The organism is Bradyrhizobium sp. USDA 4472, assembly GCF_054058595.1.
The window spans coordinates 5803040-5828826 of sequence record NZ_JBSSAM010000001.1; the positions used below are offsets into that span (position 1 = coordinate 5803040).

At 63.4% G+C, this 25787-nt stretch carries 26 protein-coding genes; 10 read left to right on the forward strand and 16 right to left on the reverse strand.

Annotation, left to right across the window (positions count from 1 at the left end; translation table 11 throughout):
- The first annotated feature begins 20 nt into the window (after window positions 1-20).
- Window positions 21-422 carry a RidA family protein gene (locus tag ACVWZ4_RS27215; RefSeq protein WP_456703966.1) on the forward strand — a complete coding sequence of 134 codons (402 nt, stop codon included), beginning with the start codon at window positions 21-23 and terminating at the stop codon, window positions 420-422.
- An 844-nt stretch (window positions 423-1266) separates the two neighbouring features.
- Here the strand turns inward: ACVWZ4_RS27215 and ACVWZ4_RS27220 are convergent.
- Together ACVWZ4_RS27220 and ACVWZ4_RS27225 are read right to left on the reverse strand one after the other, a co-directional pair.
- The gene (locus tag ACVWZ4_RS27220) at window positions 1267-2586 is read right to left on the reverse strand and encodes a PQQ-dependent sugar dehydrogenase (protein WP_456703965.1); all 1320 of its coding nucleotides are present in this window, start codon (window positions 2584-2586) and stop codon (window positions 1267-1269) included.
- The gene (locus ACVWZ4_RS27225; protein ID WP_456735376.1) at window positions 2583-3020 is read right to left on the reverse strand and encodes a DUF2231 domain-containing protein; all 438 of its coding nucleotides are present in this window, start codon (window positions 3018-3020) and stop codon (window positions 2583-2585) included. Before ACVWZ4_RS27225 ends, ACVWZ4_RS27220 begins: the two co-directional genes overlap by 4 nt.
- A gap of 965 nt (window positions 3021-3985) precedes the next feature.
- On the opposite strand from ACVWZ4_RS27225, the gene ACVWZ4_RS27230 reads away from it, so the two are divergent.
- Window positions 3986-4537 (forward strand): hypothetical protein, encoded by a 552-nt coding sequence (locus ACVWZ4_RS27230; protein ID WP_456735375.1) that lies wholly within the window; start codon window positions 3986-3988, stop codon window positions 4535-4537.
- Between the two features lie 157 nt (window positions 4538-4694).
- Here ACVWZ4_RS27230 and ACVWZ4_RS27235 read toward each other — a convergent pair whose 3' ends face one another.
- The 3 genes from ACVWZ4_RS27235 to ACVWZ4_RS27245 form a co-directional block, all read right to left on the reverse strand.
- Window positions 4695-5117: an ACT domain-containing protein gene (locus ACVWZ4_RS27235; RefSeq protein WP_456738179.1), complete on the reverse strand. Its 423-nt coding sequence runs from the start codon at window positions 5115-5117 to the stop codon at window positions 4695-4697.
- A 339-nt stretch (window positions 5118-5456) separates the two neighbouring features.
- Window positions 5457-6746, reverse strand: coding sequence for a DNA polymerase IV (locus ACVWZ4_RS27240; RefSeq protein WP_456741551.1), 1290 nt, complete (start codon window positions 6744-6746; stop codon window positions 5457-5459).
- Window positions 6743-7054 (reverse strand): DUF3572 domain-containing protein, encoded by a 312-nt coding sequence (locus ACVWZ4_RS27245; protein WP_456790394.1) that lies wholly within the window; start codon window positions 7052-7054, stop codon window positions 6743-6745. Before ACVWZ4_RS27245 ends, ACVWZ4_RS27240 begins: the two co-directional genes overlap by 4 nt.
- 265 nt (window positions 7055-7319) lie before the next feature.
- Here ACVWZ4_RS27245 and ACVWZ4_RS27250 point away from each other — a divergent pair, with 265 nt between their 5' ends.
- Entirely contained in the window at window positions 7320-7685 is a 366-nt protein-coding gene (locus tag ACVWZ4_RS27250) for a response regulator (protein WP_008566616.1), read from the forward strand.
- Window positions 7686-7699: 14 nt separating this feature from the next.
- Window positions 7700-9073: a PleD family two-component system response regulator gene (locus tag ACVWZ4_RS27255; RefSeq protein ID WP_456703960.1), complete on the forward strand. Its 1374-nt coding sequence runs from the start codon at window positions 7700-7702 to the stop codon at window positions 9071-9073.
- Window positions 9074-9258: 185 nt separating this feature from the next.
- Here ACVWZ4_RS27255 and ACVWZ4_RS27260 read toward each other — a convergent pair whose 3' ends face one another.
- Complete coding sequence (locus ACVWZ4_RS27260; protein ID WP_456703959.1) at window positions 9259-9864, reverse strand: TetR/AcrR family transcriptional regulator; 606 nt, start codon at window positions 9862-9864, stop codon at window positions 9259-9261.
- 129 nt (window positions 9865-9993) lie between these two features.
- Here ACVWZ4_RS27260 and ACVWZ4_RS27265 point away from each other — a divergent pair, with 129 nt between their 5' ends.
- Window positions 9994-11232, forward strand: coding sequence for an MFS transporter (locus tag ACVWZ4_RS27265; RefSeq protein ID WP_456703958.1), 1239 nt, complete (start codon window positions 9994-9996; stop codon window positions 11230-11232).
- Window positions 11233-11264: 32 nt separating this feature from the next.
- Here ACVWZ4_RS27265 and ACVWZ4_RS27270 read toward each other — a convergent pair whose 3' ends face one another.
- Window positions 11265-11519, reverse strand: a complete 255-nt coding sequence (locus ACVWZ4_RS27270) for a DUF3551 domain-containing protein (protein ID WP_456703957.1) — start codon at window positions 11517-11519, stop codon at window positions 11265-11267.
- Between the two features lie 17 nt (window positions 11520-11536).
- Here ACVWZ4_RS27270 and ACVWZ4_RS27275 point away from each other — a divergent pair, with 17 nt between their 5' ends.
- Window positions 11537-12829, forward strand: a complete 1293-nt coding sequence (locus ACVWZ4_RS27275; RefSeq protein WP_456790395.1) for a TauD/TfdA family dioxygenase — start codon at window positions 11537-11539, stop codon at window positions 12827-12829.
- Between the two features lie 132 nt (window positions 12830-12961).
- Here ACVWZ4_RS27275 and rpmG read toward each other — a convergent pair whose 3' ends face one another.
- From rpmG to topA, 6 genes are all read right to left on the reverse strand, one after another.
- Window positions 12962-13129 carry a 50S ribosomal protein L33 gene (rpmG, locus tag ACVWZ4_RS27280; RefSeq protein ID WP_057756569.1) on the reverse strand — a complete coding sequence of 56 codons (168 nt, stop codon included), beginning with the start codon at window positions 13127-13129 and terminating at the stop codon, window positions 12962-12964.
- 124 nt (window positions 13130-13253) lie between these two features.
- Window positions 13254-14579, reverse strand: a complete 1326-nt coding sequence (locus tag ACVWZ4_RS27285; protein ID WP_456741553.1) for an LLM class flavin-dependent oxidoreductase — start codon at window positions 14577-14579, stop codon at window positions 13254-13256.
- A gap of 163 nt (window positions 14580-14742) precedes the next feature.
- Window positions 14743-15492, reverse strand: coding sequence for an NUDIX hydrolase (locus ACVWZ4_RS27290; RefSeq protein ID WP_456703954.1), 750 nt, complete (start codon window positions 15490-15492; stop codon window positions 14743-14745).
- Between the two features lie 32 nt (window positions 15493-15524).
- Window positions 15525-15965 (reverse strand): DUF983 domain-containing protein, encoded by a 441-nt coding sequence (locus ACVWZ4_RS27295; RefSeq protein ID WP_456703953.1) that lies wholly within the window; start codon window positions 15963-15965, stop codon window positions 15525-15527.
- Window positions 15959-18322, reverse strand: a complete 2364-nt coding sequence (rnr, locus tag ACVWZ4_RS27300) for a ribonuclease R (RefSeq protein ID WP_456741554.1) — start codon at window positions 18320-18322, stop codon at window positions 15959-15961. The genes ACVWZ4_RS27295 and rnr overlap by 7 nt, the downstream gene beginning before the upstream one ends.
- A gap of 7 nt (window positions 18323-18329) precedes the next feature.
- Window positions 18330-21086 carry a type I DNA topoisomerase gene (gene topA / locus ACVWZ4_RS27305; RefSeq protein ID WP_456735369.1) on the reverse strand — a complete coding sequence of 919 codons (2757 nt, stop codon included), beginning with the start codon at window positions 21084-21086 and terminating at the stop codon, window positions 18330-18332.
- Between the two features lie 217 nt (window positions 21087-21303).
- Here topA and ACVWZ4_RS27310 point away from each other — a divergent pair, with 217 nt between their 5' ends.
- The gene (locus ACVWZ4_RS27310; protein ID WP_456735368.1) at window positions 21304-21552 is read left to right on the forward strand and encodes a hypothetical protein; all 249 of its coding nucleotides are present in this window, start codon (window positions 21304-21306) and stop codon (window positions 21550-21552) included.
- 189 nt (window positions 21553-21741) lie between these two features.
- Here ACVWZ4_RS27310 and ACVWZ4_RS27315 read toward each other — a convergent pair whose 3' ends face one another.
- A complete protein-coding gene (locus ACVWZ4_RS27315) occupies window positions 21742-22212 on the reverse strand; it encodes a winged helix-turn-helix transcriptional regulator (RefSeq protein ID WP_456741555.1) in 471 nt (156 codons plus the stop codon).
- Window positions 22213-22332: 120 nt separating this feature from the next.
- On the opposite strand from ACVWZ4_RS27315, the gene ACVWZ4_RS27320 reads away from it, so the two are divergent.
- Window positions 22333-23106 carry a glucose 1-dehydrogenase gene (locus ACVWZ4_RS27320; RefSeq protein WP_456741556.1) on the forward strand — a complete coding sequence of 258 codons (774 nt, stop codon included), beginning with the start codon at window positions 22333-22335 and terminating at the stop codon, window positions 23104-23106.
- Window positions 23107-23280: 174 nt separating this feature from the next.
- On the forward strand, window positions 23281-23466 hold the full coding sequence (locus ACVWZ4_RS27325) for a hypothetical protein (RefSeq protein WP_456741557.1): 186 nt from the start codon (window positions 23281-23283) through the stop codon (window positions 23464-23466).
- A gap of 66 nt (window positions 23467-23532) precedes the next feature.
- On the opposite strand, the gene ACVWZ4_RS27330 is transcribed toward ACVWZ4_RS27325, so the two are convergent.
- Window positions 23533-24141, reverse strand: a complete 609-nt coding sequence (locus ACVWZ4_RS27330; RefSeq protein ID WP_456741558.1) for an FMN-dependent NADH-azoreductase — start codon at window positions 24139-24141, stop codon at window positions 23533-23535.
- An 84-nt stretch (window positions 24142-24225) separates the two neighbouring features.
- Between ACVWZ4_RS27330 and ACVWZ4_RS27335 the strand changes: the two genes are divergently transcribed.
- Window positions 24226-24648 (forward strand): winged helix-turn-helix transcriptional regulator, encoded by a 423-nt coding sequence (locus ACVWZ4_RS27335; protein ID WP_456703945.1) that lies wholly within the window; start codon window positions 24226-24228, stop codon window positions 24646-24648.
- On the opposite strand, the gene dprA is transcribed toward ACVWZ4_RS27335, so the two are convergent.
- On the reverse strand, window positions 24645-25787 hold the full coding sequence (gene dprA / locus ACVWZ4_RS27340; protein ID WP_456703944.1) for a DNA-processing protein DprA: 1143 nt from the start codon (window positions 25785-25787) through the stop codon (window positions 24645-24647). The genes ACVWZ4_RS27335 and dprA overlap by 4 nt on opposite strands.

Here is a 25787-nt window from a genome sequence, read left to right on the forward strand (position 1 = left end):
CAAACTCCGGGAGCCAGCCCATGCCCAAGCTCGATCATCTCCGCCCCAGCGGCCTGCATCACAATCCCGCCTATTCCCACGTCGTCACCGCCTCCGGCGCACGCACGATCTACATCTCCGGCCAGGTGTCGGTGGACGAGGAGGGGCGGATCGTCGGCGAGGGCGACATCGCCGCGCAGACCACGCAGGTGATGCAGAATCTCGGTCACGCCTTGAAGGCGGCCGGTGCCACCTACGCCAACATCGTGAAGATCACGACCTTCGTCGTCGGCTACAAGCCGGAGCTGCGCCCCATCATCGGCAAGGCCCGCTCGGTGTTCTTCGAAGGCATGGAGCCGCCGGCCTCGACGCTGGTCGGCGTCACCGCACTCGCCGCGCCGGAATGGCTGATCGAGATCGAGGCGATCGCGGTCGCGGATTGACTACGCTGAACGCGACGCCGGCGACGCGCCGCCCTTGCTGGGCCGCGTCCGCCCGTGCTTTTGGCAAAACGCGAAAACAACCCCATGCACAGTAGAAACGCAATCCCGGAACGCTGCGTCATTTCGTATTTTTAGAATTTACTTTGACGCGTCGGGCAAAACAGTGGTACTATGCCATCGTAGCCATCCGAACACGGCAACGGCCAATCGAGGCAGGCACGCGATCCACCGCTGCGCGATATCCTGTCTCCGGGAAATCAGCGCTACGGTCGCGAGGCGCTTTCGCACGAAAGGAAGGGCCATGTCGCGAGGACTTCGCATCGGAGAGGTTGCCGGCCGAACCGGCCGCAGCTTTATCAGTGGTCAGGCACGATGCCGGTTTTTGTATTCCCCAAATCCTGAACAGCTTTGTTCATTGTACTGTCGTTGACAAAACCACCAGCCGCCGGTGACGAGCCAGATTTTGTCTGCTCGTTCGGGGAGGTGCCGAGCCGACTTCCTGTCGTTCCATGACTGAGGGCGTTGCTCGTGTTTGGTCCTGGCGACCCCCCGGTCCCATTGACTGATCCGGGAGCAGACATCGACCCGGCAGCCGTGCTGATCGAGCCAGCCCCCGTTGCCGAACCACCCCCAGCCCCGGCGCCACCACTGCTTTGTGCATAGGCGAGGGTACTAAATGCGGCGACGAAAAGTGCGACCAGTCCAACCCGAACTCTCATGGTGAGACCCTCGTTGTACCACGCCGACAAATGCCCGGGTTCGCAGCGGTTCCAAAGAGCAGGCCGATGTGCGTCCAATCGTCGGCTCTTTGGGATTAGCTATGCGGCGAGTGCTACCGGGTGTCCTAATGCTCCGTCTGGTTCGCACTGACGCGCCACACCGCGTTGCCTGTATCGTCGGCGACCAGTAGCGCACCCGTGCGGTCAATTGCGACGCCCACGGGCCGGCCCCGCACCGTCGCGTTGTCGTTGCCGAGAAATCCGGTTACGACCGGGACAGGCTTGCCCTCGGGCCGACCGTTCACCAGCGGCACGAAAATAACCTGATAGCCATTGACAGGGCTGCGGTCCCAACTGCCGTGCTCGCCGACAAAGATGCCGTCACTGAATTTGGGTGACAGTTTCTCGCCTTTGCTGAACGCGAGACCAAGCGCGGCCACGTGCGAGCTTAGGCTGTAGTCGGGCTTGATCGCCTTGGCCACGAGGTCCGGCCTTTGCGGATGGACACGTATGTCAACGTGCTGGCCCCAATAGCTGTAAGGCCAGCCATAGAAAGCGCCCTCCTGCACCATGGTGAGATAGTCGGGGACCAGGTCCGGGCCGATCTCGTCCCGCTCGTTCACGACCGCGAACAGCCGTCCGGTGTCGGGATCAACGGCGAGATTGGTCGGATTTCGCGTGCCCGACGCGAAAATGCGCTTGGCACCCGACGAGCGATCCACCTCGTAAATCGCTGCTCGCCCCTCTTCGGCGTCAAGCCCGTTTTCGGTGATGTTGCTGTTGGACCCGACGCCAACATAAAGCTTGGATCCATCCGGACTTGCTACCATCGATTTGGTCCAGTGATGGTCGATCGGTCCGGCTGGAAGGTCCGCAAGCTTCCTCCCTGGCTCAGTGATCTCGGTCTGCCCGAGCGTGTACTTGAACGCCATGATCGCGTCCGTGTTGGCCACGTAGAGTGTGCCGTCCACATAAGCCACCCCGTAGGGTGAGTGGAGGTGGTCGACGAGAACAGTTTGCTGCTCCGAGATTCCATCTCCGTTGGCATCGCGAAGCAGGGTGATGCGGTTGCCACCTTTGCCGGCCGTGCCGGCCCGCGCTTTTACTTTGCCTTGGATGAAGTCCTTGGGCCGGAAAGGTGTAGTGCCGGGACTGTTACCCTCCACGACCAAGATATCGCCGTTCGGCAGAGCATAGACGATACGAGGATGCATCAGCCCCGTCGCCATCGACTGGACTTTCAACCCATCAGTGGTCGTCGGCGTCTCCCCTGGTTTCCAGCCAATCTCCTTCGGGACGCTCATGGGGGGCAGCAGATAGTTCTGAGGCTCCGGGAGGTAAGGATCTGCTCCGTATTGCCGCATGGGATCGCCGCCTTGGTCGCTGCAGGCGGTCAGCGCGAACAGAGTGCAGATGGCTGGCAAGCCACGAAGCGCATGAATCACGGTCTCTCTCCGATCGCGGGAGCGCGAACCGTGGTCACCTTCCAACCGGTGGCGGCGGCCATCAGCAGCAGAATTGTCACGATTGCGGAAAGCGAAATTCCCTGAGGCACGACCGAGGTCCAGGCGTCACGGCTGTGAATGAAAACGTTCAAGAACGAGAGAAGCGCGGCCGCTGCGACGAGCAGGAAGGCGATCCAATCGATCCGTCCCGCTCGGCCTGCGACAAAATCGACAATCAGGGCAATCGTGGCGACTAAAGCCAGAACCAGGCCAGCCGTAATCAGCCAAGCCGACGAGTTGGCCCACTGCCAGTTTGACGTTTCCCAATACATCAGGTCGGTGACCAACGCGGCAATCAACAGGGTTCCTCCGGCGGAGATGAAGCCGGGGTGCAGCAGTGATTTGGGACTGATCCCGGGCGGCGATCTCGCCATGTGCTCTCCTCAACATCCAATGTCGCGCCCAAGCGGCTGCCAACCGCTCAGAACATTGCGAACGGAACGCATCCATCACGTCGATTGGCCCACCAACGGAGCCCGTAGAGGTGTGTTCCTAATGGAATTCAGTCAGCTGACCACCAGCAGGTGCCAGAAGGCGAAAACAGTCACAGCCGACAACCAAAGCGGCGCCGCATCGAGTTCATCCGGGAACAGGAGCACATTCTCGCACTGGCCTTTAGAGCCAAGCTTTGCGTAAGCTCGACCTGGTCGATCGAAACGATCTGTGCTCCGGTCCTCAAAAAGATGATCTAAATCCATAGGCGCGGCGTCACCAGCGCCTTTGGGTTAGCGGAGCCGACGACCCGAAAATCGGCCTGCCAATTGAGTGACTGTGACCGAGTGTGAGCGGCGCAACGACTGCGCCCGGTCAATGCTGCCCCAAAAGAATGGCCCCCATTGTCGGGGGCCTAGTTTTAGGAGGGGACACACAGGTCATGGAGCCAACCCCTCCTATTTTGCCTCGTTCCTAGCGATGTTCGCGAAGCTGCCGCTCCAACGCGATTGCTTGATCTGCGTTAGAGGCTCGCTTCAGAAAGGCGTTCCGCTCATCCCCCGGGGCTTTCGCTCCGCCTCGCCCGTCCGCCTGAGCCCCGGCGAACCGCCGCCGTGGCTGCTCGAGGGCCTTTCAGGATCCGAACGGGGAGGCTCTCGAACCGTTTGCTGCCCGCGCATTCGGCGGAACGGCAAATCATTTTTTCCAGGTTTGATCCAAAGCCGACGCGATCAACCAGACTATCGGAAGGGGCACATTCCCGCTTGCCAAACTTTGCAGCACGATACAACCTATGGTGACAAAGTATGTTACGAGTTGCAAACTGCGCTTCGCGCGGAACTCGTTGCCAAGCCTCTGCTGTCTCGCGCGAGCCATTTCAGCGACTCCTTGCGAAGGATTACTTTTAATGAACATTCCAGCGATATTGAGCGCCGGTGCCATCGGCCTAGGTTTTCTCTTAGCGTTTTTGACCTATCTCCTGCTACGAGCTAATGCGAGAGGTACGCCTATTTACGTTTTCATGTGTTTCTGCTTTGCCCTCGTGTTGGTCGGCGCCATATTGCAGTACATGGCATTCGATGCGCGATCTCTGCAGAGCCAGGTGAACACTCTGCAAGTTGAATTGCAGCACGCAAATGAAGGTAAGCCCGCCACCGAGCAAGAGCTGCAGAAGGCGAGGAGTTATGCTGATGCATGTCAACAGAAATCGCTTGCCCTGGAGAAAGATTTGGCGCGCGCAAATCAAGTTATGTCTGGAATTGCAGCCGTCATTCCGGAGTCGATCAAGAACCTGCAAGACGTAAATACTATACTCACCGGGAACTACTGTGCGGGCGGCTCATCTGGGGTTCCTATCTGGGGTGGCAGAGGAACGACGGCTGCAGCGCAAAGTACAAAGGTGATCAGTAACCTCAGTGCCGCAAAGAGTGCGATTGAAAGCGTCGTGCCTCAAAAATGATTGCAATTCGGTCAATCTGCCCCCCTTGCAGCCCTCATCGTGCGCCGGGTACCACTTCAACTTGGCAGATAGTCCTCTGATGGCCCTTCAGCGACCTTGGCAGACGTCCATTTCCCGCCGCTGTCAGGGGTCGACCAGACATCAGGCAGCCAGCTGCTTACGAGGTCACAGCTTCGATTGAGCTCGGCCCGCTCATGTTTTGCAGTAGAGCCATTGCTTCATCGGCCCTGTCGCAAGGCACGAAGAGGTGGTCGTGATGAAAGGCCGACACAGCGTTGACGCTGATGCCGGCTGCGGCGAGGCGCGCGGTGATGGCTGCCAGGAATCCGACGGCGTCGAGTGTGGAGTGGACTGTCAACGTAATCAGGCGCGAGGGGAAAGCGTAACGCAATCCGGTCGCTTCGGCTTGCTCACGTGGGATGACAAGCGTCGTTCCTTCGCGTTCGCGGAACGTCAGCATCGGGCTGATGATCGCGGGAATGCTCGCGCTCGGCGCAATCGGGCAAAACACGAAGATGCCGTCCAGCATCTCCGGCTTCATGCTCTTCAGCAGTGCACCGAGATCGCGCTCGCCTGTCACCATATGCCAGCCCTCTCGCCGCGCGAGCGGCTGTTGAATCCACGACCAACATACCTTGGTATAAGCCCTCTAATCCTTCTCATGCGCCGACCTTACGGTGGTACAATTGAGCGACGGCGGGAGATTCTTACAATTTGAGTCCACTCGGGTCATCACGCGGAGCTCAAATGAACGTCGTCATCCAAAAGCTCAACGGCTTGTGGCACCTCATCGTCGGGTCTAGTCAGATACGGACTCCCTTCCCGGAGACGCAGGATCGGCAGCTGGTCGTTCGGTACGCCAGGCGCGTCTATCCTGGTGCGCAAATCTTTGAGTGCGACTGATTTGCGCAGGACGCCATCACTCCTGCGCCTTCTCCGGTCCCTCATAGGCGATGCCGCGGATGACGGCGGCGCTGCCGAACTTCTTGCGCAGGCTGTCCACCGCGCGCTCGGCGTGGGCGGCGCGGCGGTCGAGCATGTCGGTGTCGTCGGCAGGGGAGCCGTCGCGCAGCGCGCTGACCCCGGCGCCCATGAGGCGGAACGCGGTGCCGTCGATCTCCTTCGCCAGCATCTCGCGGCAGATCGAAAAGATCTTTGCGGCGAGCTGCGTCGGTGCTGCGATCGACTGCGAGCGGGTGCGCTGGCGGAAATCGGCGGTTTTCAGTTTCAGCCTGACGGTCGAGCCGGCCAACTCGCTGCTCTTGAGCCGCGACGACGTCTTCTCGCAGAGCCGCCACAGGATCTTTTCCAGCGACGCGAAATCGCGGATGTCGGTCTCGAACGTCGTCTCGCTCGAAATGGTCTTGGCGCCGCGGTCAGGCTCGACGCGCCGATCATCAATACCGCGCGCGAGCCGCCAAAGCCTGCGGCCGTCACTCGGAAACTGCCGCATCAGCTCGATCTCGTCGGCCTTCTGAAGATCGGCGATGATGCGGAAGCCTCGCTGCAGAAGGCGTTCCTGCGTCGCCGGCCCGACGCCAAAGATGAAGCCAACAGGCTTTTCCGCCAGCATGATGCGTGCTTCGTCCTGATCGAGCGCGGCAAAGCCGCGCGGCTTGTCGAGGTCGGAGGCGATCTTGGCCAAAAACTTGTTGCAGGACAGGCCGACCGAGACGCTGATGCCGACGTCGCGCTCGACCTTGCGGGCGAACCGCGCCAGCACCTTTGCCGGGATCATGCCGTGCACCCGCTCGGTGCCGGAGAGATCGAGAAAGGCCTCGTCGATCGAGAGTGGCTCGACCAGCGGCGTCAGCGCCTGCATCGCCTGCCGCACCTCGCGGCCGACGCGGACATACTTGGCCATGTCAGGCGGGATCACGGTCGCATGCGGACAGGCTTCCAACGCCTTGAACATCGGCATGGCCGAGCGCACGCCATAGGTGCGCGCGATATAGCAGGCGGCCGAGACGACGCCGCGTTTTCCGCCGCCGATGATGACGGGCTTGTCGGCGAGGTCAGGATTGTCGCGCTTCTCCACCGTCGCATAGAAGGCGTCGCAATCGATATGGGCGATCGTCAGGCTCGCGAGCGTACGGTGCCGGACGAGGCGAGGGGAGCCGCAGGCGGAACAGCGCCGCCCGCCCATATCCAGATCGGCCAGGCAATCCCGGCAGAAGCACCGAGGCCCGGCCGGGTCGGGGAGGGTCACGGCACGTCGCGCTCCCAATTGGCATCACCGAGCGCATCGCCCAGCACCTGGCGTGCTGCGGCAACGTTGGTCGGATGCAGTTCCGAAGCCTTGGCAAAGGCCTTCACGGTGTCGTCATCGCGCAGCACGAAATCGAGCACGCTGAGCAGGAAATTCGGGTCCGAGGCGGCGTTCCGGAGCGTCTCCGGGCCGACCCCCGTCTCGGCCAGGAACAGGCCCAGCCGCTCAGGGTCGCCCGCAACAAAGGACAGCGCCTGAATCGCAACGATTTCAGCTACTTCGCGGGGGTTGTGAACAGGCTTTTTCACGGGCCCGGTTTGCCTTTCCGTTAACTTTCGGTGTCTACTTTGGACTATGCCCGAGTCTCTAGGCTGAGTCTCGGGACTGAGTCTCGGCGCTTGAGTCTTGCTGGGCCAGACAAGCAACTGGAAACCACATCGCAGAAAGTGGCCCCTCGGGTTTAACGAAACTCAAGCGAATTCGAGGCTAGTTTGAATCCAGTTTTCGAAGCGCCGGAAAGCGGCGCCTGAGGCGTCACATGCATCGGTCTTTGGGACCAAACAGGAGGGCGGGATGGCTAAGACCGTCCTGATCGTGGAAGACAACGAGCTCAACATGAAGCTCTTCCGCGACCTGCTGGAGGCCCACGGCTACCAGACATCGGGCACCAGCAACGGCTACGAGGCGCTCGACCTCGTGCGCAAGATGCGGCCCGATCTGGTGCTGATGGATATCCAATTGCCGCAGGTATCGGGGCTCGAGGTGACGCGCTGGATCAAGGACGATCCGGAGCTGCGCGCCATTCCCGTCGTCGCGGTCACGGCGTTCGCGATGAAAGGCGACGAAGAACGCATCCGCGAGGGCGGCTGCGAAGCCTATTTGTCCAAGCCGATCTCGGTCGGCAAATTCATCGAGACGGTCCGGCGTTTTATCGGATAGGAAGTGAGTTCACAGTGTCCGCGCGTATCCTTGTCGTCGATGACGTTCCAGCCAACGTCAAACTGCTCGAGGCCCGTCTCTCCGCCGAATATTTCGACGTGATGACCGCCTCGAACGGCACCGAGGCACTGGCGCTGGCCCGCCGCGCCGAATGCGACATCATCCTGCTCGACGTGATGATGCCTGACATGGACGGCTTCGAAGTCTGCCGTCGCCTCAAGACCGACCCGGCCACCCACCACATTCCCGTCGTGATGGTCACCGCTCTCGACAGCCCGTCCGACCGCAATCGCGGCCTGGAAGCCGGCGCCGACGACTTTCTGACCAAGCCCGTCTCCGACGTCGTGCTGATCGCGCGCGTGCGCTCGCTGACGCGGTTGAAGATGATGACCGATGAGCTGCGCATGCGCGCCATCACCTCGCTCGAGATCGGCATGCAGGCGCCCGAGCGCAGCGCCATCGCCGATGCAGGCAAGGGTGGCCGCATCCTGCTGGTGGACGACCGCCCGTCGTCCTACGAGCGGCTGGGGACGATCCTCGCCGCCGAGCACACCATCGACGTCGAGCCGAATCCGACAGAAGCCCTGTTCCATGCCGCCGAGGGCAATTACGATCTGCTGATCGTTTCGCTCGACCTGAACAATTTCGACGGCCTGCGGCTCTGCAGCCAGGCCCGCTCGCTGGAGCGCACGCGCCACGTGCCGATCCTGGCGGTTGCGGAGGCGGAAAACTCCACGCGGCTGCTGCGCGGACTCGAGATCGGGGTCAACGATTACCTGCTGCGCCCGATCGACAAGACCGAGCTGCTGGCGCGCGCCCGCACCCAGATCCGCCGCCGCCGCTACACCGATCATTTGCGCGACAACGTGCAGAACTCGATCGAGATGGCGATCACCGACGCGCTCACCGGCCTGCACAATCGGCGCTACATGGAGAGCCATCTGGCGACGCTGGCCGAGCAGGCATCCGCCCGCGGCAAGCCGCTCGCGCTGATGATCCTGGACATCGACTATTTCAAGTCGATCAACGACAATTTCGGCCATGACGGCGGCGATGACGTGCTGCGCGAGTTCGCGGTGCGCGTGCGCAAGTCGATCCGCGGCATCGATCTGGCCTGCCGTTATGGCGGCGAGGAGTTCGTCATCGTGATGCCGGAGACCGATCTCCACGTCGCCGGCATGGTCGCCGAGCGGCTGCGGCGTTCGATCGCGGGTGAGCCCTTTGCCGTCAACAAGGGCACCAAGCGCGTCGAGGTCACGATCTCGATCGGGCTGACCACGCTGGAGCAGAAGGGCGAAGCGGTCGCCGACGTCCTCAAGCGCGCCGATACCGCGCTCTACCGCGCCAAGCATGACGGACGCAATCGCGTGGTGGCGCAGGCGGCGTGACCGTTCGCGCGCTGGACCCAACGTGTAACCTTGGGGCCATAACCGTCCCCCGAACTCCGCTGTCATTCCCCGCGAAAGCGGGGAATCCAGTACGCCGCGGCGTCTCGGCCGGAGCCTCACCGTCTCTGGAATACTGGATCACCCGCTTTCGCGGGTGATGACACCGAGCAATACGACGACGGTGATTATTGCGGCGAACGCTTGCCCTTGACCGGTTTCGCTGCCTCATCGCTCACATCCACGCCCGCGTTCCGCAGCAGCACCTTCGCCGCTTCTTTCGCCGCGCGCGCCATGGCGGGATCGTCACGCACCAGATCCTGCGCGATCGAGCCGTCGACCAGCAGCACGAGTTGCGTGGCGAGTGCGTCCGCATCCGAAACACCGAGCTCGGTCAGCCGCTCGCGAAACCACACGCGGCGGCTTTCCTTGAAGGCGATGGCGATCTTTTTCACGGCGCGGTCTGTCGGACCTAGCTCGGCGACCGCATTGACGAACGGGCAGCCGCGAAAATCCTTCGCCGCGAAACGCCGCTCGAGCGAATCGAAGGTACCGAGGATCTGCTCGGCCGGCGGCTTGTCGGAGGGGCGGGCGCTTACGAAGCGGCGCTCCAGATAGGCCGCGATCAGCGCGTCCTTGGAGGGGAAGTGGTTGTAGAGCGTGCGCTTGGAGATGCCGATCTCGGCCGCGATGGTGTCGACGCCGATCGCGCGAATGCCCTGCAGATAGAACAGCCTGTCGGCGGTCTGAAGGATCCGCTCTTTCATCGACTGTGGTGCGGGCGGGGGAGCCATGCGTCGACAAATATCCTCTTCGCTTGACAGCGCCCGCCACCTATAGACTAATTACACAGGTCTGTGTAACCGAAGTCAACCGATATTGCAGACGTCGGCGCGCGTCCTGCGCCCTCGAGGGAGACAAAAATGCCCCTGTTGCAGGTCCTGCGTCCGGCCTTGCCGATCCTGATCGGCGCCTCCATCATGCTGACGCTGAGCATGGGGCTGCGCCAGTCGCTCGGCATCTTCATGCAGCCGCTGACGCACGACATCCACCTTTCGGTGTCGGACTTCACGCTGGCGCTGGCCGTGCAAAACCTCGCCTGGGGCTTTCTCCAGCCGCCGGCCGGCGCGATGACGGTGCGCTTCGGCTTCCGCCCGATCATGATCGTGGGCGCGCTGATGTATATCGCCGGCCTCATCCTGATGGCGACCGCGGGCGGTCTCGTCAGCATCATGATCGGCGCAGGCGTGCTGATCGGCACCTCGCTTGCCTGCACCGCGGCCGCAATCGCGATGTCGGTGGCGGCGCGCGCGGTGCCCGCGGCGGTGCGCTCGACGGTGCTCGGCATCGTCTCCGGCGCGGGCTCGCTCGGTGCGCTGTTGTCGGCGCCGATCGGGCAGATGCTCAACGAGGGCTTTGGCTGGCGCATTGGGCTCGCCGGCTTCGTCGTCATGTCGGTGCTGATGATCCCCGCCGCCTGGTACGCCGGCCGCGTCGACGCCATCCCGCTGCCCAAGCCCGCCGCCGACGACATCGGCGACGCCACGGCCGCGTCCGTCGCGAGGGCCGCCTTCGGCAATGTTTCTTTCGTGGTGATGACCTGCGCCTATCTCGTCTGCGGCATGCAGCTCGTGTTCCTGACCACGCATCTGCCGTCATATCTGGCGATCTGCGGGCTCGATCCGATGCTCAGCGCGCAGACGCTCGGCATGATCGGCGGCTTCAACGTGCTGGGCTCGCTGTTCTTCGGCTGGGCCGGCCAGCGCTGGAACAAGCTGGCCCTGCTCGGGGGCATCTACATCCTGCGCTCGCTCGCGCTCGCCTGGTATTTCATGCTGCCGGCGTCATCGTTCTCGACGCTGCTGTTCGGCGCCATCATGGGCTTTCTCTGGATGGGCGTCGGCCCGCTGGTCGCCGGCGCCGTCGCCGAGATGTTCGGGCTGCGCTGGCAAGCCATGATCCAGGGCCTTGCCTTCATGAGCCACCAGATCGGCAGCTTCCTCGGCGCGTACGGAGGAGGGCTGATCTACGACGCCCTCGGCTCGTACAGCATGGCCTGGCGCATCGGCGTGGCGCTGGGTTTGGCCGGCGGCATCATGCAGGTCGCGTTCGCACTGATCCGGCCCGCACAGCCACCGGCGCCGGTGCTGCGAACGGCGTAGCTGCGAGTCGACAGCAGCCGCTCCAATCGCACCTATCGCGGACGCGGACCGCGGTCCGGACGAGGCGGCCGTTGCGCATAGGGGTTCAGCAGGCACATGGCGGGAAGACCCACAGTCTCCGCTTTGCACTGTTCCCACGAACTATATCGGCACGAAATCCAGCTGACGCCGCCCCTTTTCCACTGCTGAAGGCAAACCGGATCATTGCCACCGAAGCGTTGAGCTCCAGCTGGCGTGGGCGCGGACATTATGACCCATATGACGAGCAGAAAGGGACGGGCGCGCATGATGTGACTCCGACGATTTGCAGATCCTGCCTTGGAACTGCGGACACAGAGAGTCCTCCCACCACGGCAATCATACTTCGGCGCGCTCGCGGAACAAAGGACGTGCAATGAGGTGCACTCCGCGGCGCAACCATCGTTGCGCGCATTTCGCCCGCCAGCGTTGCCAACAAGCGATCCGAACCATATCGTTGGCGGCCGATGAATTCGTTTACGGCCAAGCTTCGGGAGCCAGCAACATGAATGCGGTCTCAGCGCCCAGTGGGGTCAATCGTCCTCCAGGACGGGTTGAGGTCGCGTCCGCATGGCTCGGCGCCGAGATGAAGGCCAATCCCGATCGATGGTTGATCTCGCTTGATGCTGGCGATATCGCGGAGCTCGAGACCGCGGCTGAATCATATCTTGGTCGGAGCAAGAAGATCGCCGACATCACGAAGGACAGTTTTCCGCTCCCTCGTTTCGGCGCGCATCTGGACGATCTCAAGAAGACGCTGCTGGTTGGCCTGGGCTTTGAAGTCATACGCGGCCTTCCGGTCGCAAAATACAGCCAGGAGTTTGCCGCGACGATCTTTTGCGGGGTGGGCGCCCATCTCGGATCGGCACGGTCCCAGAATGCGGCAGGGCACATTCTCGGTCACGTGCGCGACACAGGTGCGGATGCGAGGGATCCGAACACGCGGATCTATCAGACGTCGGAAAGGCAAACGTTCCACACGGATTCGTCCGACGTCGTCGGATTGTTATGCATTCGCGAGGCGATGGAGGGCGGCGATTCCCTTCTCGTCAGTACATCCACAATCTACAACGAGATGTTCGACAGGCGTCCCGACCTTGCCGCCCTGTTGTTTGATCCAATCGCGACGGACCGGCGCGGCGAGGTGCCGGAGAACGAAAAGCCATATCTGCAAATCCCGGTGCTGAATTGGCATGCGGGGTTCCTGACCGGGTTCTATCAGCGTCAGTATATCGATAGTGCGCAGCGCTTCCCCGATGCGCCGAGACTGACGCCGGCTCACGTCGAGGCGCTCGATCTCTTTGACGCGCTGGCAAATGATCCCGATCTGCATTTTGGCATGCGGCTTCAGCCGGGGGATATGCAGTTCGTCTACAATCATGCCTTGCTGCATGATCGGACGGGTTTCCGCGATTGGCCCGATGCAAGCCGGAAGCGTCATCTGTTGCGCCTTTGGCTCAGCATGGAAGGCGACCGGCCGCTGCCCGATTGCTTCAGGGAGCGCTACGGTTCGATCGAGATCGGCAATCGCGGCGGCATCATCACCAAAGGCACCAGCCTGAACGTTCCGCTGGATTGACGTTCGGAACCGGGGCCGGCTCAGCGGACGATGCTGCGCATCGCCCAGGGGGCACCGCGCGCGGCACACCAGGGCGGAAACGAAAACGGGGCCCCGAGGACCCCGCAAAACTCTTCGACGTTTTCGCCGATCCTACTTGATCTTGGCTTCCTTGAATTCGACGTGCTTGCGCGCGACCGGGTCGTACTTCTTCTTGACCAGCTTGTCGGTCATGGTGCGCGAATTCTTCTTGGCGACGTAGTAGAAGCCGGTGTCGGCCGAGGACACGAGCTTGACCTTGATGGTGACCGCTTTGGCCATGTTCTGAACCTCAGAAATGAAGGGAATCTGGAGCCGGCCAAACGGCCCGCGTTGGCCGGCAACCTAGCCAGAAACCGCCTGATGTCAAGGTTTTACACCCCGAAAACCACCCAAATCGGGCCTTTCACCCCTCGAAGAATCGGTTTTTCGGCCGGGGAAGGCCCAGATTCTCCCGCAGAGTGGCCCCTTCATACTCTGTCCGGAAAATCCCGCGGCGCTGCAGCTCCGGGACCACCTTGTCGACGAAATCGTCGAGGCCCGCGGGCAGGAACGGGAACATGATGTTGAATCCGTCGGAGCCGCGCCCGACCAGCCATTCCTCCATCTGGTCGGCGATGGTTTTCGCCGTGCCGACGAAGGAGAGCCCGCCATAGCCGCCGACGCGCTGGGCGAGCTGGCGCACGGTGAGCTTGTCGCGCCTGGCGAGGTCGACCATGCGCTGCCGGCCGCTCTTGCTGGCGTTGGTCTCGGGGATGTCAGGCAGCTGTCCATCCGGGTCGAAGCCGGAGGCGTCGGTGCCGAGTATCACCGAGAGCGAGGCGATGGCGCTGTCGTAATGCACGCGGCTGTCGAGCAGGGCACGCTTCTCCCTGGCCTCGTCGACGCTATCGCCGACCACGACGAAGGCGCCGGGCAGGATCTTCAGATGCTCGGGATCGCGGCCGATCTTTTCCATGCGCCCCTTGATGTCGCCATAGAGCTTTTGTCCGTCGGCGAGGCTGCCGCCGCCGGTGAACACGGCTTCCGCCGTTTCGGCGGCAAGCTGCCTGCCATCCTCGGAGGCGCCGGCCTGCACGATCACGGGCCAGCCCTGCACGGGGCGGGCGATGTTGAGCGGGCCGCGGACCTTCAGATATTTGCCGTGATGGTCGAGCACATGCATCTTCGCGGGATCGAAGAACAGGCCCGATTCCACGTCGCGCACGAAGGCATCGTCGGCGAAGGAGTCCCAGAGGCCGGTGACGACGTCATAGAACTCGCGGGCGCGCTTGTAGCGCTCGGCGTGCTCCATGTGATCGTCTAGGCCGAAATTCAGCGCTGCGTCCGGGTTCGATGTGGTGACGATATTCCAGCCCGCACGTCCACCGCTGAGATGGTCGAGGGAAGCGAAGCGGCGGGCGACGTGATAGGGCTCGTCGAACGTGGTCGAGCCCGTCGCGATCAGGCCGATGCGCTCGGTGACGGCCGACAGCGCCGAGAGCAGCGTGAATGGCTCGAACGAGGTGACGGTGTGGCTGCGCTTGAGCGCGTTGATCGGCATGTTCAGCACGGCGAGGTGATCGGCCATGAAGAAGGCGTCGAACTTGCCGGCCTCGAGCTTCTGGATCAGCGTCTTGATGTGGCCGAAATTGAAATTGGCGTCCGGCCAGGCCCCGGGGTAGCGCCATGCGCCGGTGTGGATGCTGATCGGGCGCATGAACGCGCCGAGCTTGAGTTGCCGTTGTGCCATCGCGCCCAAAATCCCGTTCCGGTGTCGTTGGGGAAAGACATAGGCATGCGCGGGAACTCCGCCATCGGCGGCGGCGGGAAGAATTTTTCGTTTTTCGCTGGCCCCTCAGCACAATTGCGTCATTCCGAAGGGGCGCGCTGACAGCGAGGCGGACGACGACTAACTAGCTCAAAATATCCTTCTGCATCTTGCCGCCGTAGAAATGGAAGAACGGCACCGGTGCGTCGTGGCGCAAGGGGCCGGTGGCAAGGCGCGTGTGGAGCTCGTTGAGCACATTCCGTGTCATGGGATGCAGATCCGCGAGTGGCTTTGAGCCGAGCTCGACCCAGACCAGCTCGACCAGTTCCGCATCCGCGTGGATCACGCCCTCGACGTGATGGGTGATCGCGGAGGCATCCGCGGTGAAGAAGCGCGTATCGAAGCGCTTGACGCGGCCGGGCGGGGTGATCGCGCGGGCGATCAGGAACAGGCTGGATGGATCGGGCAGCAGGCCCGCATCCGCGAACGGTTTCCAGGGGCCTTCGAGTTTTGCTTTCCCCTCGCTCTTGCGTCCAAGACAGAGACCGGTCTCCTCGCAGGCTTCGCGGATGGCGGCAACTGCCAGCGATTTTGCGCGCGAGGCCGGCGTCCTGGGGCTGCCCTTGGCGAGATTGGCTTCCAGCTCGGCGGTGATGGGGGCCGCACAGGGCACGCGATAATCGTCCTTGTCGACGCGGCCGCCCGGGAAGACGAATTTTCCGGGCATGAACACCACCTTGTCGTGGCGCTTGCCGACCAGCACCTTCGGAACAGTGCCGCTGCGGTCGACCAGGATCAGCGTCGCCGCATCCTTCGGGCGGAAATAGGGATGGTGATCGGCTTCCTTTTCCTCGTGGACCTTTGCCTTTTCGGCGGTCTGCGCCGTATCGCTCATATCCTCACCCAAACTGTTCTTGCTTTTTGTGCTTACACGGGCGGAATACCATCCGGCGGGTTCTCGTCAAACCCGTGCATGCGCAGAGCCCATTGCAAGCCGACCACGGCTCCTTTCACCGGCTGCAACAGCCCAAGCGACGCAAACAAGGTGAATGGCAGATAGGCGACGTATGTCAGCCAGGCCGGCGTCGTGTAATTGGTCTCGATCCAGAGGATCGTCGGCACGGTGATGTGGCCGACGATGACGATCACGAGATAGGCGGGCAAATCGTCGGCGCGGTGCGGCGTGAAGTCGAGTCCGCAGCACGAGCAATTGTCCGCCGTCTTCAGGAAGGCGCGGAACAGCTTGCCTTGGCCGCAACGCGGGCAGCGGCCGCGAAAACCGCGTTTCATGGCCGTCCAGACGTCGCGCTTCTCGACGAGGCCGGTCTCGCGTGTCCAGATCTTCGGGGCCGTGCTCATGGTCACCATGCCTTGCCCTTCTTGCCTTTGCCCTTGTTCTTGTTCCTGCCCTTGTTCTTGTCCTTGCCCCTCTTCGCATTGCCGGGCTTTGGCGGCTTGCGTTTTCTATCCGGGCTGCGGCCGGGATGCGCCTTGAGCGAGGGGCGGCGTTGCGGGCCTGCTTGCCTGCGATCGCGCGGGCTCGTCTCGCTGGACGAGGACAGCAGCTCGAAGCGCAGCGCGCCTGCGATCGGTGCCGCTTCGATCAGTCGGACCTCGACGACATCGCCGAGCTGGTACATGGTCCGGCTGCGCGTGCCGACCAGCGCGTGGCGGCCCTCGTCATAGTTGAAATATTCCGTGCCGAGGGACCGGATCGGGATCAATCCGTCGGCGCCGGTTTCAGCGAGTTTGACGAAGAGCCCGGCGCGGGTGACGCCGGAGACGCGGCCCTCGAAGCTCGCGCCGATGCGGTCGGCGAGGTGATGCGCGATCAGGCGATCGACGGTCTCGCGCTCCGCCTTCATCGCGCGCCGCTCGGTCAGCGAGATGTGCGCGGCGACTTCGGCGAGGGTTTCCGCCGTCTCGCTGTCGGGCAGGGCGCCTTCGCCAAGCCCGAGCGCGCGGACCAGCGCGCGGTGCACGACGAGGTCGGCATAGCGGCGGATCGGCGAGGTGAAATGCGCGTAGCGGCGCAAATTCAGGCCGAAATGCCCGTAATTCTCCGACGAGTATTCCGCCTGCGCCTGGGCGCGCAGCACCACCTCGCTTACCAGCGGGAAGTGGTCGTGGCCCTCGAGCTGCGCCAGCACGCGATTGAACAGAGCCGGGCGCAGCGCGCCGCCCTTTGCGAAGGGGACGTCCAGCGTTTGCAGGAATTCCGCGAGCGCGTGGACTTTTTCCAGCGTCGGCTCGTCATGCACGCGGTAGATCAGCGGGAGCGATTTCTTCTCCAGCATCTCGGCGGCCGCGACGTTGGCGAGGATCATGAACTCCTCGATCAGCCTGTGCGCATCGAGCCTGTCGGGCACGACGACGCGGTCGACGGTGCCGTCGCTCCTCAGCAGGATCTTGCGCTCGGGCAGATCGAGATTGAGCGGATCGCGCTCGTCGCGCGCGCGCTTGACGCAGGCGTAAGCCGCATAAAGCGGCTTGAGGATCGGATCGACAAGGGGACCCGTGGTGTCGTCGGGCCGTCCATCGATCGCGGCCTGTGCCTGTGCGTAGCTCAGCTTGGCGGCCGAGCGCATCAGGATGCGGTGAAAGCTGTGCGAGCGCTTGCGTCCGTCGGGCGCAATGATCATCCGCACGGCGAGCGCGCCGCGCGGCTCGCCCGGCACCAGCGAGCAGAGATTGTTGGAGATGCGCTCCGGCAGCATCGGCACGACGCGGTCGGGGAAATAAACCGAGTTGCCGCGGTCGAGCGCTGCGCGGTCGAGCGCCGTGCCGGGCCGGACGTAAAAGCTGACATCCGCGATGGCGACGTCGACGATGAACCCGCCCTTGTTGCTCGGATCGGGATCCGCTTGCGCATGCACCGCGTCGTCGTGATCCTTGGCGTCAGGCGGATCGATGGTGACGAGCGGAACGTCGCGCCAGTCCTCGCGGCCCTTCAGGCTCGCGGGCTCCGCGGCCTCCGCCTCGCGCTCGGCGGCAGAGGAGAATTGCAGGGGGATATCGTGGGCGTAGATCGCGATCAGGCTGATCGCTTTCTCGGACTTGACCGAACCGAGCCTCTCCTTGACGCGGCCGGACGCCAGCCCAAAGCTGCGGGTGCGGACGATGTCGACGCTGACGAGATCGCCGTTCTGCGCGCCCTTGGTATCGGCTGCGGCGATGTTCAGCTCGCGGTCGGCAGACTTCTTGTCGACCGGGACCAGTCGGCCGCCGCCTTCGGGCAGGCTGCGGAATACGCCGAGGATACGGCTCCTGGTCTTGTCGAAGACCTTGATGATGTGGCCGCGATAGGCCGGGCCTCCGCTCTCGCTGGTCGGTTCGACCCGCAGCAGCGCACGGTCGCCAACGCCGGCCGTCGTGCCGGGTTTCGGCCGGCGCGGCATGACGATGAGGATTTTTGGTGGTTCGCCGCCCTCGACCTCGTCCCATTCGGTGGGGGAGGCGATCAGCTCGCCGTCAGCGTCGCGGCCGATGATGTCGGCGACCAGCGTCGACGGCAGTGCGTCCGGCTCCGAGACCGTATGGCGCTTTCTCTTGATGGTGCCGTCGTCGGCGAGCTCGCGCAGCAGGCGCTTGAGCTCGATGCGATCGGCGTTCTTCAGGCCGAACTCGCGCGCGATGTCGCGGGTTCCGACCTTTCCTGGATGTGCCTTGATGAAGGCGACGATGGCTTGCCGGTCGGGAAAGCCACGGTCATTCTTGCGTTTCACTTAACCTCTAATTGGTGCCGGCACTCTTCTTGGCCGGAGCTCTGGTAGCGCCTGCCTTGGTCGGCGACGTCTTGACTGCTGAAGTCTTGGCCGTCGACGCCACGCCTGCGCGCGCCTTGCTGGTGGATTCAGTTTTTTTGGTCTTGGCCGCTTTCTTCGCGGCCGGTTTTGTCTTCGGTGCGGGGTCGTCGGCAGTCTTTGCGACAGCCTTCTTGGCCTTGGCCGGCTTCGGCGCCTTCTTCGCTTTCGCGTTGCCGCCGCCCTTGGCCGCGCGCTCGTCGATCAGTGCGATCGCCTGCGCCAGCGTCACCGTGTCCTTTTCGAACTCGGCGGGGATGGTCGCGTTGACGCCGCCCGCCGTGACATAGGCGCCGTAACGGCCGCTCTTCACGGTGACGGTGCCGAGCGAGGGGTGATCGCCGAGCGCCTTGCCGGGATCAGACCCAAAGCGGCGGCTCGGGCCCTTGGCGACCTTTTCCGCGATCAGCGTGACGGCGCGGTTGAGGCCGATGTCGAAGACTTCGTCGCCGGCCTCAAGGCTGGCATAGGTCTTCTCATGCTTCACGAACGGCCCGAAGCGGCCGAGGCCTGCCGTGATGGGCTGGCCTGTCTCGGGATGCTTGCCGATCTCGCGCGGCAGCGACAACAGCTTGAGCGCAAGCTCGAGATCGACATCGCCGGGCGAGGTGCCCTTCGGGATACCTGCGCGCTTCGGCTTCTCGCCCTCCTCATAATCCTTCTGCTCACCGAGCTGGATGTAGGGGCCGAAGCGGCCGGCCTTGACCCAGACATCGCGGCCGGTCTCGGGATCCTGGCCGAGCGAACGGTCGGCGGTGGTCTCGCCGTCGGCGGCGAGCTGACGCGTGTAGCGGCATTCCGGATAGTTCGAGCAGCCGACGAAGGCGCCGAACTTGCCGGCCTTCAGGTTGAGCCGGCCGGTACCGCAGTTCGGGCACTGCCTGATGTCGCCGCCATCCGCACGCGGCGGATAGATGTGCTGCCCCAGCATGTCGTCGAGCACGTCGAGCACCTGCGCGACGCGCAGATCCTTGATCTCGTCGACGGCCCCGATGAAGCCGGTCCAGAAATCCTTCAGAACCTGCTGCCAGGAGATCTCGTTGTTGGAGATGCGGTCGAGCTGCTCTTCCAGATTGGCCGTAAAATCGTACTCGACGTAGCGGTTGAAGAAGCTTTCCAGGAACGCGACCACGACGCGGCCCTTGTCCTCGCCATGCAGACGCTTCTTCTCCAGCTTGACGTAGCCGCGGTCCTTCAGCACCTGGAGGATCGAGGCATAGGTCGAGGGCCGGCCGATGCCGAGCTCTTCCATGCGCTTGACCAACGAGGCCTCGGAGAAGCGCGGCGGCGGTTCGGTGAAATGCTGGGTGACGGCGAGCGACTGCCGCTTGATCGCCTCGCCCTGGCTCATCGCGGGCAGGCGGCGGGAGTCCTCGTCCTCCTCGTCGTCGCGACCTTCCTGATAGAGCGTCAGGAAACCGTCGAACTTGATGACCTGGCCGGTGGCGCGCAGCTCCAGCGTGCGCCCGCCTGCCTTCGCCGTGATGTCGACGGTGGTGCGCTCGAGCTCGGCCGATTCCATCTGGCTCGCGATGGTGCGCTTCCAGATCAATTCATACAGCTTGGCCTGGTCGGCATCGAGCTTGCGGCTCATTCTGTCCGGACGTCGGGAGAGGTCGGTCGGGCGGATCGCTTCGTGCGCTTCCTGGGCGTTCTTGGCCTTGGCCTGGTATTGGCGCGGCGCATCCGGCACGTAGGCATTGCCGTAATCCTCGCCGATCACCTTGCGTGCCTGCGTGATCGCCTCCGGGGCAATCTGCACGCCGTCCGTACGCATATAAGTAATCAGTCCGGTGGTCTCGCCGCCGATGTCGATGCCTTCATAAAGGCGTTGGGCGATGCGCATCGTGTGCGCCGGCGCAAAGCCGTATTTGCGGCTGGCCTCCTGCTGCAAGGTCGAGGTGGTGAAGGGCGCCTGCGGATTGCGGCGCGCCGGCTTGGCGTCGACCGCCGTCACCGCGTAGGTCGCGAGCTCCAGCGCTTTCTTGAAGTCTTCCGCTTCGGCACCGGTTCCGATGTCGAGCCGCTGGATCTTCTTGCCGTCGGCACCGACCAGGCGCGCCTCGAAGGCATCGCCGCGCGGCGTCAGCAGGGTCGCGATCAGCGACCAATATTCGCGCGGCACGAACTTCTCGATCTCGAGTTCGCGGTCGCAGACGAGGCGCAGCGCCACCGACTGCACGCGGCCGGCCGACCGGGCGCCCGGCAGCTTGCGCCACAGCACGGGGGAGAGGGTGAAGCCGACCAGATAGTCCAGCGCGCGGCGCGCCATGTAAGCGTCGACCAGCGCACCGTCGATCTGGCGCGGATGCTTCATCGCGTCAGTGACCGCCTGCTTGGTGATGGCGTTGAACACCACGCGCTCGATCTTCTGATCCTTCAGCGCGCGCTTCTCTTTCATCACCTCCAGCACGTGCCAGGAGATGGCCTCGCCCTCGCGATCGGGGTCGGTCGCCAGAATCAGGCGGTCGGCGCTCTTCAGGGATTTGGCGATATCGTTGAGCCGGCCGGCCGCCTTGGGGTCGACCTCCCAGATCATCTTGAAATTGGCGTCGGGATCGACGGAACCGTTCTTTGCGGGGAGGTCGCGGACATGGCCGAAAGAGGCCAGTACCTCGTAGGACGAGCCCAAATATTTGTTGATCGTCTTGGCTTTCGCCGGCGACTCCACAATGACGATATTCATGTAGTTCCAGTAACTTACGGGGAAGCATGGGGCCGAAATCGACAAGATTCGGGTCGGCCGTTTCGACCCGAACATGGGTGGTGAGGCGGGTCCTGTCAAATCGAGGGGTCTTGAACGCCCCCGCAATGGAAAAAGTTTCATATCGGGAAAGTTGTGAAATACCACCTTGGAGTTGTGGTGGGTGTGGGCGTAGTGTTCGTTCCGGGCATGGATTCAGGTGGCGCAGGTGGCAAAGCCAGGGAAGAGACGGGCGCGCCCCGCATCAGGTGCGCAAAAAGGCTGGCGCAACGAGGAACCGGGGGAGGGCGGCGTCGATGAGGCCGTCACCTTCATTTCCGAGCAGGTCGGTGCCTTGCGCAAGCTCACCGAGCGCCACGAACTCGATATGTTGCATTACCTTCTCGGGATGACCAAGCTCGAGGCCGACGAGCATTTACGCCTGCGAAGCAAGCGCAAGCTGTCGTGAGGGGGCGCGGGCCGCCGCCCTTCGAGGCTCGCCGAAGAGGCGAGCACCTCACAGGGTGACGAGGAGAGAGAGGAGCGCGCCGCTCCAACCTCCGTCAATGCGAGCGCAGCAAAGCAATCCAGACTCTGTCGGCGGGTCGCAATCTGGATTGCTTCGCTGCGCTCGCATTGACGATATGGCGGCATGCGTTCATCCCGCCGACCGTCGTCGCGGTGCGGGCCGCGGCTTGAGCAGGGTGTCGTCGGGGCTGAGCAATCGGCCGTCCTCGGCGCGCAGTTCGAGCTTCTTCACCGGGCGGCCTTTTGCGCGATCAATCAGGATCGTCGCGATCTGCTCGGGATGATCGTCGAACTCCTCGCTCCATTGCCGGAGCGCGACCAGGATCGGGAAGGTGCCGCGGCCCTTCCGCGTCAGCAGATATTCAGAATAGGCGCTGCCGTCGGAGGCGGGGGCCGTTTCCAGGATGCCGTGATCGACCATGGAGCGCAGCCGCGCCGACAGGATGTTCTTGGCCATGCCGAGCTTGCTCTGAAACTCGCCGAAGCGGCGCAGGCCGAACAGCGCCTCGCGGATGATCAGCAGCGACCACCAATCGCCGATCGCCTCAAGCGATCGTGCGATCGGGCAGGCATCGCCCTCAAAGCTCGTCCGTTTCACCATCGTCTTGGTCCCGTCGCGTTTGCCCGATCTCGGCACCGGTCACGCGGATGTGTAGTTGCATCATAAAACCATGTGGCCTAGATGGCAATCTAGTTTCATTATGCAACCAGAGAGGCGAGCATGAGACTTCAAGGCAAGACGGCACTGATCACCGGCGGCAACAGCGGCATTGGACTGGCAACCGCCAAGCTGTTCGTGGCCGAGGGCGCGAAGGTGATCATCACCGGACGCAACAAGGAGACGCTGCAGGCGGCCGCGAAGGAACTCGGGCCGAATGCAATCGCGCTCGCCGCTGACGCCACCGACATCGCCGCCACCGAGGCTGCGATCAAGCAGGGCACTGAAAAGTTCGGCAAGCTCGACGTCCTGTTCGCCAATGCCGGGATCCCCGGCGGCACGCCGCTCGGCTCGGCGACGCTCGAAATGTTCGAGAAAGTGATCAGCACCAATCTCACCGGCGTGTTCTTCACGGTGCAATCGGCGCTGCCTTACATCAATGACAACGCCGCGATCATTCTCAACGGCTCGGTGATCTCGGTGCTCGGCAATCCCGGCTACTCGGCCTATGGTGCAGCGAAGGCCGGTGTGCGGGCGATGGCGCGAATCATGGCCTCGGAACTGTCGCCGCGCGGCATCCGCGTGAATGTCGTGGCTCCGGGTGCGATCCGCACGCCGATTTGGGGCGCCGCGGTTGCAACGCCCGAAGCGGAGAGGGCATTCGAGAAGCGGATCTCGCTGACGACGCCGCTCGGTCGTATCGGTGAACCCGATCACATTTCGAAGACGGTGCTGTTCCTCGCGTCTGACGATGCCGCGCATATTCAGGGACAGGAGATCTTCGTCGATGGCGGCGCGGTGGCCTCGCCCAGCGGCGCGCCGATCTATCGCGGTTGATCAAACGATATGAAAATTGAATCGGCCGGCGCGCTAAGTAGGGTTGCGCTGGTCGGTTCCCACGCCTGCGAGCTGTATTTCCTGAACCTTGCACGTCGCGTTGAACCTTCGGGCGCGTTGCAAAGACCTTTCTACGGCAGGGGGGCAAAAGACTCGTTTTAAAAGGAATCCATTATGCCGAAAGCAGCCGCACCCATTCTTTCTCCGATTTCAGCACCGCGTATTTTCACTGAGCGTTCTGCAGTTTCCGCCAAGCATTCCGATCTGTCCGAGTTCATCGGGGTTGCCATCTTCTGCGGCATCGGCCTGCTCATGTCACTTGTCGCCGTGATCCTGGGCGTGCAGGGCGCCTGGTATTAGCTTCGCGGATCATCCGCAGGTCCATCAGCCGCCGCAGGGTCTTTGGCGGCTGATGATGTCGTGGCCTCAGGCCGCACGCAGGCTCGTTGCCGCCTGAAGCGCGCCGGCGAGCGCCTTCTCGCGATGCTCCGGACCGATCTGAATGCCATCGGCGGAGATGAATTCGAGACCGGTGATACCCATGAAGCCGAACACCCAGCGCAAATAGGTTTCGAGATGCTCGCCGGCAGCGTACGGCGTCTCGGCGCCGTAATGGCCGCCGCGCGAGACCGCAACGATCACGCGCTTGCCGCCGGCGAGTCCCTCGGGCCCGGCAGCGCCGTATTTGAAGGTTTTCCCGGCCACCAGAACGCGATCGATCCAGGCCTTGAGCTGGCTCGGAATCGTGAAATTGTACATGGGCGCGCCGATCACGACGATGTCGGCGTCGAGGAACTCGTTCAGCACCGCTGCGCTCGCCGCAAGGTCGGGGCCGAGTTCAGCCGGCGCGGGCGCACCCTGGGCGGCTGCAAGATGCGATCCGGAGAGATGGGCGAGCGGAGTTTGCGTCAGGTCGCGATAGATCAGGTCCAGCAATGGCGTTGCCTGCCGCAGCCGGTCAACGATGGCCGCGGAAACCTGCCTGGACACGGAGTGGGGGCCGAGCACGCTGGAGTCGATATGGAGGAGTTTCATTAGAGTTCACCCATGGTATAGGTTTGTAACCCGCACTACATGAGTGACTGCCAAATTCTCCGCAAGAACGCACTTTTTTGAGCCATGGGCACATCCTTGAGACCGACACACAGCCGTTTGCCTGCCTTGCCGCCACGTCCCGAGCTGCCTGATCAGGATCATGCCGATTGCCGCAGCGTCGCTTCGATCCTCGCGCGCGTCGGCGACAAATGGAGCGTGTTGGTCATCATGATGCTCAGCGACGGCCCCAAGCGCTTCAATGAGCTGAAGCGCATGATCAACGGCATCTCGCAGCGGATGCTGACCCTGACCTTGCGCGGGCTGGAGCGCGACGGTCTCGTCACGCGCACGATCTTTCCGACCATTCCGCCACGCGTCGATTACGAGCTGACCGATCTCGGCCGCGGGCTGCAGCAGCCGGTGATGGCACTCGGCGAGTGGGCGAAGACCCATCAGGAGCAGATCGCGGCGGCGCGCGCGCGCTTCGACGAGCGCAGCAGCCCCTAAAGCAGCGACAGCAATCCGCCGCCGTGGCGTTCGAGCCGGCCGGCAAGCTCGAGCTCCAGCAGCACCGTGCGCACGATCGCAGGCGAAGCGCCGGACATTCGCACGAGATCGTCGATCGAGATCGGAGTCGGGCCGAGCAGCCCGGTGATCTGGTCCCGATCATGGCTTTGCGGATCGCTCTCGAACGGCTCGCCGTCGGGCTCGCCTACCGGATGCATCAGCGGCCGCTCCATGATCGGCGCAACCGCGTTGACGATGTCGGACGCTTCGGTGACCAGCGTTGCGCCCTGCTTGATCAGATCGTTGGTGCCGGCTGCGCGCGGATCGAGCGGCGAGCCGGGGACGGCGAACACCTCACGGCCCTGTTCGGCGGCCATGCGCGCGGTGATCAGCGAGCCCGAGCGGTGCGCGGCCTCCACCACGACCACGCCAAGCGCAGCGCCGGAGATCAGCCGGTTGCGCCGAGGGAAATCACGGGCGCGCGGCTCGTGGCCGAGCGGCATCTCGGAGATTGCCGCCCCCTGATGATCGAGGATCGCAGTGACCAGATCGCCATGCTCGGGCGGATAGATGCAATCATGTCCGCCGGCGAGCACCGCGATCGTGCCGCGATCGACGCTCGTGCGATGCGCGGCCTGGTCGACGCCGCGGGCGAGTCCCGAGATGATGACGAAGCCGGCTTCGCCGAGTTCTCGGGCGAGCTGGCCGGCGAACTTCAAGCCCGCGCCCGACGCATTGCGAGAGCCGACGATCGCGATCATGGGCCGCATCGAGGTCGCGACGTCGCCGCGCACCGCGAGCAGCGGTGGCGCATCGTCGAGCGTCGCCAGCCGATCCGGATAACCGTCCTCGCCGGGCGCGAGCCAGGCGATGCCGAATGCGCGGCTCGCCGCGAGCTCGGCCTCCGCCTCGTCCACGGTACAGATGCGTCCCGAACGCGACGCACCGCCACGCCGTGCCAGATCGGGCAGCCGCTCCAACGCAGCGCGCGCGCTGCCAAAGTGATCGACCAGCGAACGGAACGTGCGTGGTCCCACATTGTCGGAGCGGATCAGCCGCAGGCGGTCGATCCTGTCAGCCTCGGTTAGTTCCACACGGGGATTGATGGCGTCCACGGCGTCTCCTTGTGGGCGCAGCAT

What these genes read in the sequence shown, in the direction of transcription:
- ACVWZ4_RS27215 (WP_456703966.1), top strand. Translation starts at nt 21, where the DNA reads ATGCCCAAGCTCGATCATCTCCGCCCCAGCGGCCTGCATCACAATCCC.
- ACVWZ4_RS27225 (WP_456735376.1), bottom strand. Translation starts at nt 3,020, where the DNA reads ATGGCGAGATCGCCGCCCGGGATCAGTCCCAAATCACTGCTGCACCCC.
- ACVWZ4_RS27230 (WP_456735375.1), top strand. Translation starts at nt 3,986, where the DNA reads ATGAACATTCCAGCGATATTGAGCGCCGGTGCCATCGGCCTAGGTTTT.
- ACVWZ4_RS27250 (WP_008566616.1), top strand. Translation starts at nt 7,320, where the DNA reads ATGGCTAAGACCGTCCTGATCGTGGAAGACAACGAGCTCAACATGAAG.
- ACVWZ4_RS27260 (WP_456703959.1), bottom strand. Translation starts at nt 9,864, where the DNA reads ATGGCTCCCCCGCCCGCACCACAGTCGATGAAAGAGCGGATCCTTCAG.
- ACVWZ4_RS27265 (WP_456703958.1), top strand. Translation starts at nt 9,994, where the DNA reads ATGCCCCTGTTGCAGGTCCTGCGTCCGGCCTTGCCGATCCTGATCGGC.
- ACVWZ4_RS27270 (WP_456703957.1), bottom strand. Translation starts at nt 11,519, where the DNA reads ATGCGCGCCCGTCCCTTTCTGCTCGTCATATGGGTCATAATGTCCGCG.
- rpmG (WP_057756569.1), bottom strand. Translation starts at nt 13,129, where the DNA reads ATGGCCAAAGCGGTCACCATCAAGGTCAAGCTCGTGTCCTCGGCCGAC.
- ACVWZ4_RS27285 (WP_456741553.1), bottom strand. Translation starts at nt 14,579, where the DNA reads ATGGCACAACGGCAACTCAAGCTCGGCGCGTTCATGCGCCCGATCAGC.
- ACVWZ4_RS27290 (WP_456703954.1), bottom strand. Translation starts at nt 15,492, where the DNA reads ATGAGCGATACGGCGCAGACCGCCGAAAAGGCAAAGGTCCACGAGGAA.
- ACVWZ4_RS27295 (WP_456703953.1), bottom strand. Translation starts at nt 15,965, where the DNA reads ATGGTGACCATGAGCACGGCCCCGAAGATCTGGACACGCGAGACCGGC.
- topA (WP_456735369.1), bottom strand. Translation starts at nt 21,086, where the DNA reads ATGAATATCGTCATTGTGGAGTCGCCGGCGAAAGCCAAGACGATCAAC.
- ACVWZ4_RS27315 (WP_456741555.1), bottom strand. Translation starts at nt 22,212, where the DNA reads ATGGTGAAACGGACGAGCTTTGAGGGCGATGCCTGCCCGATCGCACGA.
- ACVWZ4_RS27320 (WP_456741556.1), top strand. Translation starts at nt 22,333, where the DNA reads ATGAGACTTCAAGGCAAGACGGCACTGATCACCGGCGGCAACAGCGGC.
- ACVWZ4_RS27325 (WP_456741557.1), top strand. Translation starts at nt 23,281, where the DNA reads ATGCCGAAAGCAGCCGCACCCATTCTTTCTCCGATTTCAGCACCGCGT.
- ACVWZ4_RS27330 (WP_456741558.1), bottom strand. Translation starts at nt 24,141, where the DNA reads ATGAAACTCCTCCATATCGACTCCAGCGTGCTCGGCCCCCACTCCGTG.
- ACVWZ4_RS27335 (WP_456703945.1), top strand. Translation starts at nt 24,226, where the DNA reads ATGGGCACATCCTTGAGACCGACACACAGCCGTTTGCCTGCCTTGCCG.
- dprA (WP_456703944.1), bottom strand. Translation starts at nt 25,787, where the DNA reads ATGCTGCGCCCACAAGGAGACGCCGTGGACGCCATCAATCCCCGTGTG.